The sequence below is a fragment of the Proteiniphilum acetatigenes DSM 18083 genome, assembly GCF_000380985.1.
Lineage (GTDB): Bacteria > Bacteroidota > Bacteroidia > Bacteroidales > Dysgonomonadaceae > Proteiniphilum > Proteiniphilum acetatigenes.
This window is the reverse complement of record NZ_KB905698.1, coordinates 57,368-74,029: the sequence shown is the minus strand read 5'-3', so window position 1 is coordinate 74,029 and position 16,662 is coordinate 57,368. Positions and strand designations below refer to the sequence as shown.

Sequence of the window (16,662 nt, the reverse complement as noted above, 5' to 3'; positions counted from 1 at the left end):
TCAATTCTTCAGTTAGTATTACATCCGTTCGGGTACATCTATGCCAAATAATTTCATTCCTTTTTTGATGGTCAGGGCTATATTTTTTGACAATAACAACCGGAAATCACGTAATGAGCTGTTCTCTTCACGAAGGATGGAGAAATCGTGGTAGAACTGGTTGAACTCTTTTGCCAGTTCGTACACATAGTTCCCGATGAGAGAGACATTGTATTCGGTGCCTGCCTGTTTCACCACCGCATCGAATTCCGCGAGTAACTGTACCAGCCCTTCTTCTTTCCCGGAAAGGGTGAGGGTGTTCTCCAGTCTTTCAGGAATAGTGATGCCCTGTTCACTGGCTTTGCGCAGGACGGATTGTATACGTGCGTGCGTGTATTGAATGAATGGCCCTGTGTTCCCGTTAAAATCGATCGATTCTTTCGGATTAAAGGTCATGTTTTTCTTCGGGTCTACTTTCAGTATAAAGTATTTGAGGGCGCCCATACCGACCATCTCTGCGATTTTATCCGCTTCTTCGGTAGATATACCATCCAGTTTACCCAATTCTTTCGATGTCTCACGGGCAGTTTCCACCATTTCGGTCATCAGGTCGTCGGCATCGACCACTGTCCCTTCACGCGATTTCATTTTTCCTTCGGGTAGTTCCACCATGCCGTAAGAGAAGTGCACGAGTCCCTTGCCAAATTCAAATCCAAGCATGTCGAGCAGGATGGAAAGTACCTGGAAATGATAGTTCTGTTCATTCCCCACCACATAGATCATGGTGTCGATGGGATAGTCGTCAAACCGTAATTTGGCTGTACCGATATCCTGCGTCATATAGACCGATGTCCCGTCGGCACGTAGTAGCAGCTTGTGATCCAGCCCGTAGGGAGTGAGATCGGCCCACACCGATCCATCTTCTTTCCGGTAGAAAAGTCCTTGATTCAGACCTCGCAGTACCTCTTCTTTTCCGGCAAGATAAGTCTCCGATTCATAGTAGATTTTATCGAATGATACTCCCATTCGGCGGTAGGTTTCGTCAAATCCTGCATATACCCACTCGTTCATCCGCTTCCACAGGTTGACGGTCTCTTCGTCCCCGGCTTCCCATTTACGTAACATTTCGCGGGCTTCCGCCATCAGTTGCGACTGTTCATCGGCATCCTCTTTCGACATGCCTTTGTCCTGTAATGAACCCAATTCCTCTTTATATTTTTTATCGAACAGCACATAATAGTCGCCGATGAGGTGATCCCCCTTTTTACCGGAAGATTCGGGCGTCTCGCCGTTACCCCATTTCTGCCAGGCAAGCATCGATTTGCAGATATGGATACCCCGGTCGTTCACGATATTGGTTTTTACCACCCGTTTTCCGTTGGCTGCCAATACTTCGCACAACGAATGTCCCAGGAGGTTGTTTCGCACATGCCCCAGGTGCAATGGTTTATTGGTGTTGGGGGAAGAGTACTCTATCATATAGAGTGGTGCATCATCCGCCACAGGTGTGAAACCGTAATCAGGTTCTCTGTCGATCTGTTCCAGTAATCGGAGCCAGGCTTCTGCCGTAATTTCCAGATTCAGAAATCCTTTGATTACATTGAATCCGGAGATGATATCTGTCTTTTCCGTTAACCAGGAACCTATTTCCTGTGCTGTCTCTTCCGGTTTCTTCCGGGAGATTTTTAGCAAAGGGAAGGTGACGAGCGTGTAGTGCCCTTTAAACTCTTTCTTTGTTTTTTGAAGCGTGATTTGCGACGTTTCCACGTCTACGTGATAAAGTTCTTTTATTGCGCGGATAATGACATCCTGAAGATTATTCTCGATATGCATGTCTTGATATTGCTGTTTTAGAGACACAAAAGTAGTAAAGAAATTGCTACTGAGCGAACTTTTCACTATTCACTTTTCACTATTCACTATTTGCTTCGCGCAATCTGCTCTCGCTCGGCAAACTCAAGTAAACTTATCTTTGCTCTCGCTTACTCGCAGATTTCATTTTCACAATATCCTGAATTACCAGGCCCGAGAGGGTGAAGCCGAAGACGGCGGTCACCTGCACCATGGTGCCGTTGGTCTGCGCTTTACGGAAACTGCCTTTCTCATCGGCATCGGGTAGGGCTTCTGTGCCTATGTTGGAGAGTCGTTCCTCGCTGTAGACACACAAGATCGGTTTTTGTAGTTTTACTCCTTTCCGCAGGCGGTCACGTAATGCCGATGCCAGCTTGCATCCACGTACTTTCCAGAACTCCGCTACCCTGATTTGTTGCGGGTCTATCTTGAGTGCTGCACCCATAGAGGAGAAGACAGTGGCTCCGCTTTCCGATGCTGCGGTGAGCAGATGCGTTTTGTGTGCGAGTGAGTCGATCGCATCGATCACGTAGTCATACTGTTCCAATTGAAATGACAAGGATGAGTCGGCACTGTAAATTTCCGGGATTGCATTGATAGTGGCGAAGGGGTTGATTTCCTGAAGCCGCTTTTTAAGTACCTCCACTTTCAACTGTCCAATTGTTTGGGTAGTAGCGGGTAGCTGTCGGTTGCTGTTGGCAATAGCCACTTTATCTGAGTCGACAATCGTAAGGTGCATGATCCCACTGCGGATCAATCCTTCGGCACACCAACTGCCTACACCGCCCACACCGAAAAGGATCACTTTTTTTGTGGCGAGCGACTGCATTGCTTCCCTCCCGATCAACAATTCGGTACGGGCAAATAATTCGTTGTACTCCATGTTTGTTTTCAAATCGCGCACAAAAGTAATACCAATGAAACAATATAGCGTTATCTCAAAGGTGAAAAACTATTGGTATTATTGATCGCGATCACTGAGCTCGAGCCAGCGCATTGTTTTCTCATCAATAATATCGATCAGTTCCGACAGGCGGTTCGATTTGTTCATCAGTTCTTCGGTAGAAAGATTTCCGGAGGAGAGTTCTTCACTGATCCGATCCTTCTCCGTTTCCAATTGTTCAATTTGCTGTTCCAGCGCTTCGAACTCCTGTTTTTCCTTGAAGGAGAGTTTTTTGTTCTCTTCAGGTCTTTTCTTGTGTGGTGGAGTTTCCTGCTGGCGTACAGATATCTTTGTTTCGGAGGACTCTTTCTTATCTTCCACTGCTTTCCATTCCCGGTATTGCGTATAGTTACCCGGAAAATCCTGAATCTGCGCGTTGCCATGGAAGACCAGCAGGTGATCTACCACCTTATCCATAAAATATCGGTCGTGCGACACTACGATAAGGCATCCCTTGAAGCCTGCAAGATACTCTTCTAATATATTCAGCGTAAGAATGTCAAGGTCATTGGTCGGCTCGTCCAGTACTAAAAAATTGGGATTTTTGATCAGTACCGTACAGAGGTAGAGTCGCCGTTTTTCACCCCCGCTGAGTTTGTATACATAATTATGTTGTTTCTCGGGCGGGAAGAGGAAGTGTTGCAGGAACTGGGAGGCGGTCAGGCGGTGGCCGTCACCCAGGTCGATCACTTCGGCAATAGCCTGTACCACATCGATCACTTTTGTCTGTTCGTTGAATTGTAATCCATCCTGGCTGTAATAGCCGAAATTGACCGTTTCGCCGATATCAAAACCGCCACTGTCGGGTTCTTCCACTCCCAGCAGCATCTTCACGAATGTGGATTTTCCGCTACCGTTATTTCCCACGATGCCCATCTTTTCATAACGGGTGAAGATATAGTTAAATTTTTCGGTGATCCTGACGTCGCCGAACCGCTTACTGACGTCTTTCGCTTCGAAGATCTTTTTCCCGATATAGCTGCCCTTTGCGGCCAGGCGGATATTTTGTTCATCCTTTTTCTGTTGGGCTTTCTCCTCGAGCGAATAAAACGCATCGATGCGCGATTTGGCTTTGGTGGCCCTAGCCTGTGGTTGCCGCCGCATCCAGTCCAGCTCTTTCCTCAGCAGATTCCTGGCCTTTTCGGTTTCGGCATTTTGTGCCATGACCCGCTCATCCCGTTTCTCTAAATAGTAGGAATAGTTGCCTTTATAGGAAAAGAGCCGTTTTTCATCGATCTCGAGGATCTGGTTGCAGACGCGATCGAGGAAATACCGGTCGTGTGTTACCATCAGTAGGCTGATATTATTACGGGTGAGATGTTCTTCCAACCATTCCACCATCTCCAGGTCGAGGTGGTTGGTCGGCTCATCCATGATCAGCAGTTCCGGTTCACTGATCAACACATTGGCCAGTGCCACCCGTTTTACTTGTCCGCCGGAGAGTTCTCCTGTTTTCTGATGAAAATCGGTGATCTTTAATTGTGTCAATATCTGTTTGACCCGCTGTTCGTAATCCCACGCGTTGTGGAGATCCATGTGGACAAGCAGTTCATCCAGCCCTTTCTGGTTGCCGGAAGAGATCATCTCTTCATAGCGGGCGATCAGCTTCACTGTTTCGCTATCGGTGCTGAAGCAGGTTTCCAACACCGTCATTTCAGGGTCGAAAACAGGGGACTGTTCCAAATAAGCCAGTCGTATATCATTGCGGAATACCACCCTTCCGCTCTCGTACGGCTCTTTGCCGGACAGTATATTCAACAGGGTGGTTTTGCCCGATCCGTTCGGGGCAATCAGCCCTATCTTATCCCCTTCGGCAATGCCGAAAGAGATATCACTGAATAATACCAGATCACCGAAGCTTTTGGTCAGCTTGTCGATTTGAAGAAGTGGAGTGGGCATGCCTTTTCTGATTTTGTGCACAAATGTACAAACTATTTCGTATCTCTAAAACACCCATCTGATATACGTGAAAATATCGGTACGGTTATTCCCGTCGATCAGTTCGGTGCCGGTTCCAATGGTGTCGCGGTTGAAATAGCGGGTATGTCCAAATTTCACGGAGAAAGAGAGATTGTCGGTGATCGCGTATTTTGCGGAAAATGCCAGCCTGTAGCCTTTTCCGTAAAAAGAGGGCATATAAAAGGTGTTCAGCAGGTTCCGTTCATAGGAATAAAGCCTTGCATCGTAGGTGTCGGCATTGAACCAGGCCAGATAAGCATCTCCGGTTAACGTTCCCTTTCCCCGGTAGCCGATATTTTGTGAGAGCATAAATCCGTTTTCAGCAGGGAAGTGTTTCTCTTTATAATGCGCCATATCCGCGGTAGTCCGGAAATTCCACCCGCTCCGGAGATCGTGGGAGTACCTGAAGCGGAATTTATGGGTGGCATAGGGGAGTACCGACCGGCTTTTTTCATCCGGCCAGGCGGTATTCTTCTCCTTTTGTTTGTACTTGTATCGTACTTCCAGAAATGATTGACGCGACAGGGTATAGGTTCCCAGAAAATAGAGGTCAACCGCATTCGACGGCGTATCTATTCCATATTTCAACCAGGGAAACCGGACGAAATCAGCATAAGCGGTCACTGAGAATTTTGAAAATGGACTGAATTCCGTGCCGATATACAATCCATGTTCGTTTTGTACGCTGCTCCCTTCTGAGAACGCCTGGGCATACAGGGCATTGTAAGAGACGGGGTAATACCTGTGGAGCAGGGAAAAAGAGAGGTTGCCGGAGAAGCGGTATTGCAGGGTGTTCAACGTGGCGACTGCACCGTTTTTAGCAATTGCTGTTTCTCCTGCAAAAATCAATCCCGGGAGTTGATAAGAGTAATCGATACTTGCGTTGAAATTAGAGGAATCACGTAAGTAGTAAAGATTGTAGTCCCGAAGTGTGGGATTATACATCTTGTCGTATTGATGGAATATACCGCTGATACCCAGTTGGAGGCGATTTTTCCGGAAATTGATGTTGCCTCCCGCCACCTGTTCCCGCGTATTCTTTTTCTTCTCGATTTCCAATGGGGTGCGATGCAGGCCATCCACTTTAAAAGAGGTGATATCGCCATCGTCCGACAGGTTAGCATCGATCTTTTTATTGGAATAAAAGCCGGTGACGGAGAAATTTCCAAATTCTGCTACTGCGGCAGCACCCCTGAAGAAACCATTTTCGGCGGTGGAGAAATGGCGTTTGGGTTGCAATGTCCGTCGGGCAATATTGGCACTGCTCCATGATTTGCTGATCATAAAGTCGTTGTTCAATACCAATCCCTGGCCAAAAGAGAGCCGGTAATCTCCCAGGGCGACCGTGCTTAGTCGCCCTATATCATTAATGATCAAGTGGGCGCCATAGTGGTCATATCCTTTAGGATAGTCTGGTTTGAAGAAAGGCTCTCCTGCGTCTTTTTCCGCAGTAAAACCCATCTGTATTCTGTTCCGGTAACGGAATGAATAGCGGAGAGAGGTGTAAAAATCTTCCCCTCGGTATTTCCGGTTGGGATACCGTTCAAGAATACTGTCCGAAAACTCTCCGTAGCCCGCACGCTGTGTCAACGTTTTGTCAAAACGGAATTGGGCTTCGTGGCGACCATACTTCAGTATATCGTTCGCTTGCAGGCGTGCTTCCCTTTTTTCTGCGTCGCCTGCCCGGAAAAAAGGAAGTATCATTTCTACGGTTTTGATGTCGAGGAGCGGTATGTTCCTTAATTCGAACACAGTGTATATGGGTCGATTCCTCTCTAAGAAACGGAAAATGGCACCGGCTTCCTCTATAGACAGCAACGGGAAATTTTCCAGTTGTTCACGGGTCACCATGTTCAGATTCATGGGGTTGTTTTCCAGTTGCAGCAATTCTTCATACATGTTTTCGATGGCGGTTTCATTCATTTCTTCTTCGGCCAGCTGTTCCACAATTTTACGCCAGTCGTTAAATTGTTGTGCGTAAGATATCTCTGAGAGACAGGAAAATAGGATAAAGATCCAGAGACAGGGTTTCATTGGTTTTGATTTTTGATTGTAACATCTTCATTTCATTTTCGATATTTGTTTCTCAATTCAAAGGTTTGCTCTAAATGGCACACTCATAGCCACTACTCAATTCGTACCCGGTTTCACACAAAAATAACGATTTTTTTTCTTATTCCATAAATATTTGATTATGAGTTGATAGATTGACTTTTTTATAGATAATAGCCCATTATTTATGTCTTAGTGTATATTTTTTTGAGATATTTTAATCAAAATGTTATGTTTTTATTTGTTTTATAATCTTTTTGATTACCTTTGCATCGTAAAAATATCAAAAGGATTTTATTTTCCTGTATTTGATTTCAAAAAGATTGTTTGTTTTAGGTTTTGGTTACATATAGATTAAAGATTGAAGGTTATTCATTTAAAAAGCAAAAAAGATGAAAAAGGTAAAATTATTTTTTGTGCTGATTGCAGTCTTAGGAGCTGCAAATGGGGTCAAAGGGCAGGAGGTGGCTGTCTCGGCAGGGGCTGATATTGTAAGTTCGTATATCTGGCGTGGTTTGTATAGTGGCCCGGCTTCAGTACAACCGGGTATTTCACTTTCGGCAGGCAATTTTTCAATCGGGGCATGGGGTTCGACCAGTTTCGAAAGTAGCTGGAGGGAGTTTGACCTGTATGCCGGTTACTCCATTGGCAATTTTTCGGTATTGGTGACCGATTATTTCTTTCCCAGGAATCTTCCGGACGGTGAAGGCAGTAGTTATTTTGATTATTCGGAGCATGTTTTCGAAGCCACGTTAGGCTATTCGTTCGGAGAAGCATTCCCCCTTTCATTGGCCTGGAATACCAATTTTGCAGGAGATGATGATTATTCCAGCTATTTTGAAGCATCTTATACCCTCCCGGTGGGGAGTGTCAATGTGGATTTGATATTGGGGGCAACTCCCTGGGAAGGCGCTTATTCAGATGGGTTCGCGTTGATCAATGCGTCGATAAAAGCAAGCAAAGAGATAACCATCACCGATTCATTTTCACTTCCGGTCTTTACCCAGGCAATTCTGAATCCTGATACGAAGGATGTCTTCCTGGTCTTCGGTATGAGTTTTTGATAAAATCTATTCTTTACACTAAATATTAATTATAACAAACACTTATGAAGAAAATTGAAGCAATTATCCGCAAGTCAAAGTTCGACGAAGTTCGGGCTGCCTTGCATGAGGCTGACATAGACTTCCTTTCATGGTGGGGGGTAAAAGGTCAGGGAACGGCAAAACAGGGTCTTATTTTCCGGGGGATCGCTTACGATGTCAATGCCATCGAGCGTATTTATCTCTCTTTCGTGGTCAGGGAAGTGAATGTGCAAAAATCGATCGACGCTATTTTACGATCCGCTTATACGGGTGAAAGCGGTGACGGCCGGATTTTCGTGTCAACCATTGAGCAATCCATCCGGATCCGCACAGGAGACCGTGGTGATGAGTCATTGTATGACAAAGAGCAGAAGGATGCTTAAAACTCCCAAAAGACAGAATGATTAAACAATAACTTTTACAGATTATGAAGCATAAAATAATAAGATATATAATGATGTTTTGCGCATTATTTGCCATGCCTGCCATTGCTTTTGCACAGGACGATGCGGTACCTGCTCTGGACAGCGGTGATACTGCCTGGATTATAGTAGCCACTATTCTTGTAATGATGATGACCATTCCCGGGCTGGCCCTGTTCTACGGAGGGTTGGTACGCCGGAAGAATGTATTGAGTGTATTGATGCAGTGTCTTATTCTGGCCGCTGTAATCATTATAGAGTGGGTCGCGATTGGTTATAGCCTGGCCTTTACTTCGCTGGAGGGAGGTTTGAATGCTGTTGTGGGTGGTTTCGATAAAATATTCCTGCAAGGCGTAGGAATCAATGATCTGCTTGACGGTTATACCATTCCCGAACTTTTGTTTGTGTCGTTTCAGGGAATGTTTGCCGTTATTACGCCTGCATTGATCGTCGGTGCATTTGCCGAACGTATCAAATTCAGTGGTTTTCTGCTGTTCTCCGTGTTGTGGGCGCTGGTGATTTATAATCCGTTAGCCCATTGGGTATGGGGCGGCGGCTGGATAGGTGAAATGGGTGCCATCGATTTTGCAGGTGGTACCGTGGTACATATCAACGCAGGGATATCAGCATTGGTGATGGCTGTCCTGCTCGGCAAAAGAAAAGGATGGAATGTGAAAGGAGCCACACCTATTACCCCGCATAATGTGCCGTTTGTAGTGATCGGTACGGCTTTGCTGTGGTTGGGATGGCTGGGATTTAACGGCGGAAGCGGCCTGGCGGCAGACGGCTTGTCTGCAAGTGCATTACTGGTTACCAATATAGCCGCAGCAACTGCGGCGCTGACATGGGCGGTGCTCGACTGGGTTATCAACAAGAAGCCGACTGTGGTTGGTTTTTGTACGGGCGTTATTGCCGGTCTGGTCGCCATTACGCCTGCTGCCGGCTCTTCCGGCGTATTGGGCGCTTTTGTCATTGGTCTGGTGGCCGGTTTGGTTTGCTTCTTTATGGTGGCATATGTGAAACCCAAGTTAGGTTACGATGATTCATTGGATGCTTTCGGAGTACATGGTATCGGGGGAATCGTTGGTTCCCTTCTCATCGGGATTTTTGCCACACAGGCGATTACTGGTGAAGGGGGAGCACAGGGAGCGCTCTACGGTGATTGGAACCAGTTATGGATACAGGTCGTGGCGACTGCTGCCACCATTGTATTCAGTGCGGTCATGACATGGATATTATTCAAGATCGTGGATGCTATGGTGGGAATCAGAGCGAGTGCAGAAAGCGAATCTGTCGGACTCGATATCTCCGAACACGGTGAAATAGCGTATGAATAAAACCACCCGTCATTTGATTTTTCTTAATTTCGGGACAAGCTGCCTCTACAAGGGCGGCTTGTTTTTTCTCTCGGCTTTCACTAAATTTCCATAATATAGGATGCGCCTCGGAAAAACCTAAGCAAGCTTGGCTTTTCTCTCGGCTTTCACTATATTTGCCCCGGTTTTTAACTTAAACAGGATATGAGCAAAGCTCTATTGTTTTTACTGTTTCCCGTTATCCTGTGCCTGTCATGCGGGAACTGGGGCAGGCAGGAGAGGACGTACGATTTTCCTCAGATTGTAGAGTCGGATACATTACGCATACTGACTCTGAATACATCCACTTCCTATTTCATATACCGGGATCAACCCATGGGATACCATTACGATATGATTCGTGATTTCTGCAAGCATCATGGATTAGTCCCGGAGATTATTGTGGCCGGGAATACAGGAACTATGGTAGAGATGCTACAAAACAAGGAAGCTGATGTAATTGCTTACAGTATACCGGTCACCAATGCTTTGAAAGATTCAATACTATATTGCGGGCTCCGGCAAATTTCACATCAGGTGTTGGTACAACGTGCGGGACAGGGAGATACCCTGTTGACGGATGTGACCGGTTTAATCGGTAAGCAGGTGACGGTGATTGATAAGTCGAAGTATCTCGACAGGATAAACAATCTGAATAATGAGTTGGGTGGAGGCATCGTGATAGATAAGGTTGACAGTGACACTATCGTGGTTGAAGACCTGATCCGGATGGTTTCGCGAGGGGAGATCGCCTATACAGTAGCCGACGATGACCTGGCTTTGGTCAATCATACCTATTTTGGAAATCTGAATGTAAACCTCCCGGTCAGTTTCGACCAACGCTCTTCGTGGGTGGTGAGAAAAGACACCCCCCTGCTTGCCGATTCCCTGAATAGCTGGATTGAAAACCGCTCTTCCGAATCGGCCTTCTTACGGATCGTTAAACGCTATTTTGAAGAAACAAAAGGGTACTCTAATATTGGCCGCCCCTCTTTCCGGGAGATTTCCGGCCATGGGGTTATTTCCCCTTTTGATTCCTATTTCAAACGATATGGGAAAGAGTCGGGAATCGACTGGCGGCTGCTTGCTTCGGTTTCCTATCAGGAGTCCAGATTCGAGACGGAAGGACAATCATGGGCGGGTGCTACAGGACTGATGGGATTAATGCCGGCTACTGCCGCTTCGTTGGGTGCAGAAGGAGGGCAACTTTTTGATCCTGAGAAAAACATAAGTGCAGGTACGGAATACCTGAAAAATCTGCTTCACATTTTCCGTTTTATAAATAATCCTGATGAGAGAATAAAAATGGCTTTAGCTGCTTATAACGGAGGCCTCGGCCATGTATTCGATGCATTGGCACTCACCGAAAAATACGGTGGTGATAAAGAGGTTTGGGAAGGGAATGTGGAACGTTATCTGCAATTGAAACGTTTAGAGCAGTATTACAGCGATCCGGTTTGTAAGAACGGTTATTTCAGGGCAGATGAAACAATCAAATATGTACGCGATGTGATAGACAGATGGGAGATATACAAGGAGAAGGTGAAAGAATGAAAATCCTGTTGATCATTCAATAAAAAAATCACTATCTTTGCCATCGGTGTAAAAATCATATTTACAGAAAATAAAACATGTCAGTCATAATCAATAAAGTCAGAACGAAAGATGATTTGAAAAAATTCATCCAATTCGGTATCGATCTCTATGAAGGGAATGAGTATTTTGTCCCTCCGTTGATCTACGATGAGAGAGCCACACTCAACTGGAGTAAAAATCCGGCATTCGATCATTGTGATGCGATCTATTTCCTTGCATATCGCGATGATAAGATCGTAGGCCGAATTGCTGTTATCATCAATCATAAGGCGAATGAGAGATGGAACGAACGGAATGCGCGATTCGGGTTTGTGGATTTTATTGATGATAGTGAGGTGGTGGATGCCCTTTTCGGTGCGGCTGAGAGTTGGGCCCGGTCGAGGGGGATGGACAAGATACACGGGCCGCTCGGCTTTACAGATCTCGACCACGAAGGGATGTTGGTAGAGGGATTCGACCAGATAAGTACCCTCTCTACCATATACAATTATCCCTACTATATAGGTCATATGGAGCGTATAGGGTATGTGAAGGATCAGGATTGGGTTGAATTTCTTATCACCATTCCCAAAGAGATGCCGGAGCGGTTCCTGCGCGCCTCGGAGATCGTAAAAAAACGTTTCGGGCTTGATGTGAAGCATCTCGAGAGTAAGAAGGATGTTTTGCCCTACGCGAGGGATATCTTTAAGTTGATCAACCGTGCCTATAAAGATCTTTATGGATATGTGGAGTTGACCGACCGGCAGATTGATTATTACGTCGATATGTATATCCCGATGCTTCGTTTGGAATTCCTCACATTGGTGATTCGCCAGGAAGACAATAAACTGGTAGGGGTGGGCATAGGCCTTCCCAGTATTGCCAAGGCATTACAAAAAGCCAGAGGCCGATTTGTGCCTACCGGCTGGTATCACCTCTACAAAGCGTTAAAAGGAAAAGATACCAACGTGCTCGACTTGTTAATGGTGGCGGTAGATCCCGAATATCAGGGTAAAGGGCTGAATGCGCTAATGTTCAACGAGTTTATCCCGGCAGCCAACCGATTGGGATTTGAATATGCCGAGAGTAACCCCGAACTGGAAATAAACAGTAAAGTGCATTCCATGTGGAATAGCCTGGAAACAAAGCAACACAAAAGGCGGAGAGCATTTATAAAAAATTTATAAAGGACTATTTTATAAGCCAAATGAGCAGAGTCAAGTTTGCTTGAGCTATACCATGGTGGAAAATAGTCTGATTTTAATGAAATAGAATAGTGAACGAAACGGAAAAAGACATACAAATAGCCGATAATAATTATAGGGAAGAGAATATTGTCACCTTAGAGTGGCAAGAACATATCCGCCGGCGGCCCGGAATGTATATCGGGAAGCTGGGCGACGGATCTTCGTATGACGATGGTATCTATGTCCTTCTGAAAGAGGTGTTGGACAATGCCATTGATGAATTTATGATGGGATACGGTAAGACCATCGAGGTGACTATTGAAAATGGAAGTGTGGCTGTTCGTGACCACGGGCGTGGTGTACCACTCGGTAAAGTGAAGGATGTCTGCTCCAAAATGAATACCGGCGCCAAATATGATTCCAAGGCATTTAAAAAGTCTGTGGGATTGAATGGTGTGGGTATTAAAGCTGTGAATGCGCTCTCTTCTTCTTTTGCAATGGAATGTTTCCGGGAGGGGCAAATGAAGGCGGTGGAGTTTGTGCAGGGTGTGCTCTCGAATGACAGGGAGATTGTGGCGACCACAAATCCAAACGGAACTTATGTGAGTTTTACCCCTGACGTGGAAATATTTGGAGAGTATCATTACCGCGACGAACATATTGAGCCGTTACTGAAGAATTATGTCTTTTTGAATATCGGCCTGACCATTGTTTTCAACGATAAAAAATTCAGTTCGAAAAACGGATTGGAAGACCTGTTGAACGAAAACCTCACCTCCGAAGAACTTTACCCTATTATCCATCTTTTCGGTGAAGATATAGAGGTGGCAATTACCCATACCAACCAGTACGGTGAAGAGTATTATTCGTTTGTCAACGGACAGCATACTACTCAGGGGGGAACCCATCTTGCTGCTTTCCGGGAGGCGACTGCACGTGTGATCAAAGAGTTCTACAACCGTAACTTTGAGTACTCTGATATTCGTAACGGTATGGTGGCAGCCATCAGTATCAAGGTGGAAGAGCCGGTGTTCGAGTCGCAGACAAAGACGAAACTCGGCTCCAAGGAGATGACACCCAATGGTATCTCAGTGAGCAAACATATTAACGACTTCCTCAAAAAAGAACTGGATAATTATCTGCATAAGAATGCTGATACTGTAGAGGTACTACAGAAAAAGATACTTGATTCGGAGAAAGAGCGTAAAGCCATAGCAGGTGTGACCAAACTGGCTCGCGAGCGGGCGAAAAAAGCCAATCTGCACAATAAGAAACTGAGAGATTGCCGTATCCATTACAACGATGCCAAAGGGGATGACAGGGATAAGACTTGCATCTTCATTACTGAGGGGGACTCAGCCAGCGGCTCCATCACTAAAAGCCGTGATCCCAACCTGCAGGCGGTATTCAGCCTAAGGGGAAAACCCCTGAACTGCTTCGGGTTGACAAAGAAGATCGTGTATGAGAATGAGGAATTCAACCTCCTGCAAGCGGCACTCAATATTGAGGAAAATATGGACGGCTTGCGGTACAATAAAGTGATCATTGCTACCGATGCCGATACCGACGGGATGCATATCCGCCTGCTGCTGCTTACCTTCTTCCTGCAGTTCTTCCCCGACCTGATCAAAAAGGGGCATGTCTATATCCTGCAAACACCTCTTTTCAGGGTGCGTAACAAAAAGAAAACTCTTTATTGCTATACGGAGGAAGAGCGCCTCAGTGCTATTGAAGAGCTGGGACCCAACCCCGAAATAACCCGATTCAAAGGGCTGGGTGAAATATCGCCCGACGAATTCCGTAACTTTATCGGTGAGGATATCCGACTGGATAGGGTGACCATGCGTAAAGAAGACCTTCTGAAAGAATTGCTCGAATTCTATATGGGCAAAAATACTCCTGAACGCCAATCTTTTATTATTGAAAATCTGGTTGTTGAAGAAGATGAGGTCGCTTGATTAAGGTGGAAAGGTGGTTAGGTGATTGGTTGATTTGTAATTAGTAATTTGTAATTAATCATTTTCCACATCCCACATCTCAAATCTCACATCCCCAATAAATATGTCTCAGATGGATGTTGCTAAATATAGAATCGCCTTGTTTCCCGGTACGTTCGACCCTTTCACCATAGGTCATGAGTCGCTCGTAAGAAGGGGATTATCGCTGGTGGATGAAATTGTGATCGCCATAGGGATTAATGAAGCGAAAAAGTCATTTTTCCCCCTGGATCAACGACTCAGGATGATCCGTGGATTATACGAAAACGAACCGCGGGTAAGGGTGGAGAGTTACGACTCCCTCACCATAGAATTTGCACAAAAGGTGGGTGCACAATATATTTTACGGGGTATCAGGTCGGTAATAGATTTCGAATATGAAAAAACGATAGCCGACATGAACCGAACTATTTCGGGAATTGAGACGTTTGTACTATTTACGGAACCTGCCCTGACCCATGTCAGTTCATCCCATGTAAGGGAATTGTTGCGTTACGGGTACGATGTGAGTGGCTTTATCCCGGAAGGGATGGAGTTATTTTAATGGACTATTTCGTTAAATGAAAACAAGGATAGAGATTGTCTGATGAATCGAATTAAAAGAATAAAACCTCTCAAAAAAATAAAAATGCTAAAAAGAATAATACCGATTGTTTTAGGTACACTGTTTTTAACCGGATGTGTTTATGCCCAATTCAGACCGTCACCCGAAGGTGTCAAGTTAGAGAGAACCCTCCAACTTATTCAGGGGCTGTATGTGGACGATGTGGATGCCTCAGGGCTGACCGAAGCGGCCATACGCGGCATGTTGAAAGAACTGGATCCGCATTCCACCTATCTCAATAAGGAGGAGGTGAAGGCCATGAATGAGCCTTTACAGGGGAACTTTGATGGGATTGGTATATCGTTCAATATGCTGACCGATACGCTCTATGTAATGGAGGTTATCTCCGGTGGCCCGTCGCAGAAGGTCGGTATTATGCCGGGAGATAAGATCATTTATGTGAATGATACGCTTATTGCCGGGGTGAAGAAGAATAACCAGGATGTCGTGTCTATGCTTCGGGGCCCTAAAGGGACTGAAGTGAATGTAAAAGTGCTCCGCAGAGGTGTGCCGGAATTGATGCCTTTCCGGATTGTCCGGGATAGGATCCCTATCACCAGTATCGATGCTTCCTATATGGTGGCCGATGATATAGGGTATATCCGTCTGAGTCGCTTCGGTATCACTTCGGGTGATGAGTTCCGGCAGGCGGAGCAGGAGTTGAGGTCGCAGGGTATGGATCACCTCATTCTTGACCTGACTGATAATGGAGGGGGGATACTTCAGACAGCCAATGATATAGTGGATGAATTTTTGGGAGACGGCAAACTGATTGTCTATACCGAAGGAAAGAATCAGCCGCGCTATACAATGAATGCCACGGGTGATGATGAACTGAAAGGGGGAAAGCTGGTGATATTGGTCAATGAGGCCTCGGCATCCGCAAGTGAGATCCTGGCCGGCGCCATTCAGGATTGGGACAGAGGTGTGATAGTCGGGAGAAGGACGTTTGGAAAAGGATTGGTACAACGCCAGTTACCACTTCCCGACGGGAGCATGATCCGTCTGACCGTGGCGAGGTATTATACCCCTACCGGCAGAAGTATCCAGAAACCGTATGAGAACGGGGACCAGGATACATACAATCAGGATTTTGTGAATCGTTACAATCACGGTGAACTGTTTCAGGCTGACAGTATTCATTTCCCTGATTCGCTTAAATACACTACATTGGTAAACAAACGTACGGTGTATGGTGGCGGAGGTATTATGCCGGATTATTTTGTGCCGATTGACACGACGAGAGGAACTATGCTGCACGCCCGATTGAACGGTATGAATGTGATCTACAAGTTGGCTATATCCGAGGTGGATAATCATCGCCAGGAATTGCTGCAAAAATATCCGGATATCAATAGCTTCAACGCGGATTATCAGGTAACGGAGGCGATAACTCCCAGATTAAAGAAACTTGCCGCCGACGAGAAGATAGAATGGGATGAAGAAGAATTCGCCTCTTCCCGTCCGTTGATATTTGCGCAACTAAAAGCATTGATCGCCAGGGATCTGTATGATTCGTCGGCATTTTTTCGGATCATCAATGAAGAAAACGATATCTTTATGGAAGGATTGAAGATTATCTCCGATGATAACCGTTATCAGGGACTACTGAAAGGGGTAGGCGGTAACGTGGGGCAAAACAAATAATATTGC

12 protein-coding genes are annotated in these 16,662 nt (G+C 45.7%); 8 read left to right on the top strand and 4 right to left on the bottom strand.

What is annotated here, in order from left to right; all coding sequences use genetic code 11:
- Nucleotides 1–18 precede the first annotated feature (18 nt).
- From argS to F597_RS0112095, 4 genes are all read right to left on the bottom strand, one after another.
- On the bottom strand, nucleotides 19–1,812 hold the full coding sequence (gene argS / locus F597_RS0112110) for an arginine--tRNA ligase (RefSeq protein ID WP_019540015.1): 1,794 nt from the start codon (nucleotides 1,810–1,812) through the stop codon (nucleotides 19–21).
- A 133-nt stretch (nucleotides 1,813–1,945) separates the two neighbouring features.
- Nucleotides 1,946–2,713, bottom strand: coding sequence for a tRNA threonylcarbamoyladenosine dehydratase (locus tag F597_RS0112105; RefSeq protein ID WP_019540014.1), 768 nt, complete (start codon nucleotides 2,711–2,713; stop codon nucleotides 1,946–1,948).
- Nucleotides 2,714–2,791: 78 nt separating this feature from the next.
- The gene (locus F597_RS0112100) at nucleotides 2,792–4,672 is read right to left on the bottom strand and encodes an ABC-F family ATP-binding cassette domain-containing protein (RefSeq protein WP_019540013.1); all 1,881 of its coding nucleotides are present in this window, start codon (nucleotides 4,670–4,672) and stop codon (nucleotides 2,792–2,794) included.
- Between the two features lie 45 nt (nucleotides 4,673–4,717).
- Nucleotides 4,718–6,766: a ComEA family DNA-binding protein gene (locus tag F597_RS0112095; protein WP_019540012.1), complete on the bottom strand. Its 2,049-nt coding sequence runs from the start codon at nucleotides 6,764–6,766 to the stop codon at nucleotides 4,718–4,720.
- A 410-nt stretch (nucleotides 6,767–7,176) separates the two neighbouring features.
- Here F597_RS0112095 and F597_RS0112090 point away from each other — a divergent pair, with 410 nt between their 5' ends.
- From F597_RS0112090 to F597_RS0112055, 8 genes are all read left to right on the top strand, one after another.
- Nucleotides 7,177–7,848 (top strand): TorF family putative porin, encoded by a 672-nt coding sequence (locus F597_RS0112090; RefSeq protein WP_019540011.1) that lies wholly within the window; start codon nucleotides 7,177–7,179, stop codon nucleotides 7,846–7,848.
- 44 nt (nucleotides 7,849–7,892) lie between these two features.
- Nucleotides 7,893–8,252 carry a P-II family nitrogen regulator gene (locus F597_RS0112085; protein ID WP_019540010.1) on the top strand — a complete coding sequence of 120 codons (360 nt, stop codon included), beginning with the start codon at nucleotides 7,893–7,895 and terminating at the stop codon, nucleotides 8,250–8,252.
- Between the two features lie 95 nt (nucleotides 8,253–8,347).
- On the top strand, nucleotides 8,348–9,628 hold the full coding sequence (locus F597_RS0112080; RefSeq protein ID WP_019540009.1) for an ammonium transporter: 1,281 nt from the start codon (nucleotides 8,348–8,350) through the stop codon (nucleotides 9,626–9,628).
- Between the two features lie 183 nt (nucleotides 9,629–9,811).
- Nucleotides 9,812–11,200 (top strand): MltF family protein, encoded by a 1,389-nt coding sequence (locus F597_RS0112075; RefSeq protein ID WP_019540008.1) that lies wholly within the window; start codon nucleotides 9,812–9,814, stop codon nucleotides 11,198–11,200.
- 77 nt (nucleotides 11,201–11,277) lie between these two features.
- Entirely contained in the window at nucleotides 11,278–12,408 is a 1,131-nt protein-coding gene (locus tag F597_RS0112070; RefSeq protein ID WP_019540007.1) for a GNAT family N-acetyltransferase, read from the top strand.
- 89 nt (nucleotides 12,409–12,497) lie between these two features.
- Complete coding sequence (locus F597_RS0112065) at nucleotides 12,498–14,366, top strand: DNA topoisomerase IV subunit B (protein WP_019540006.1); 1,869 nt, start codon at nucleotides 12,498–12,500, stop codon at nucleotides 14,364–14,366.
- A gap of 103 nt (nucleotides 14,367–14,469) precedes the next feature.
- Complete coding sequence (gene coaD, locus F597_RS0112060) at nucleotides 14,470–14,949, top strand: pantetheine-phosphate adenylyltransferase (protein WP_019540005.1); 480 nt, start codon at nucleotides 14,470–14,472, stop codon at nucleotides 14,947–14,949.
- An 84-nt stretch (nucleotides 14,950–15,033) separates the two neighbouring features.
- Nucleotides 15,034–16,656 carry a S41 family peptidase gene (locus tag F597_RS0112055; RefSeq protein WP_019540004.1) on the top strand — a complete coding sequence of 541 codons (1,623 nt, stop codon included), beginning with the start codon at nucleotides 15,034–15,036 and terminating at the stop codon, nucleotides 16,654–16,656.
- The last annotated feature ends 6 nt before the right edge of the window (nucleotides 16,657–16,662 follow it).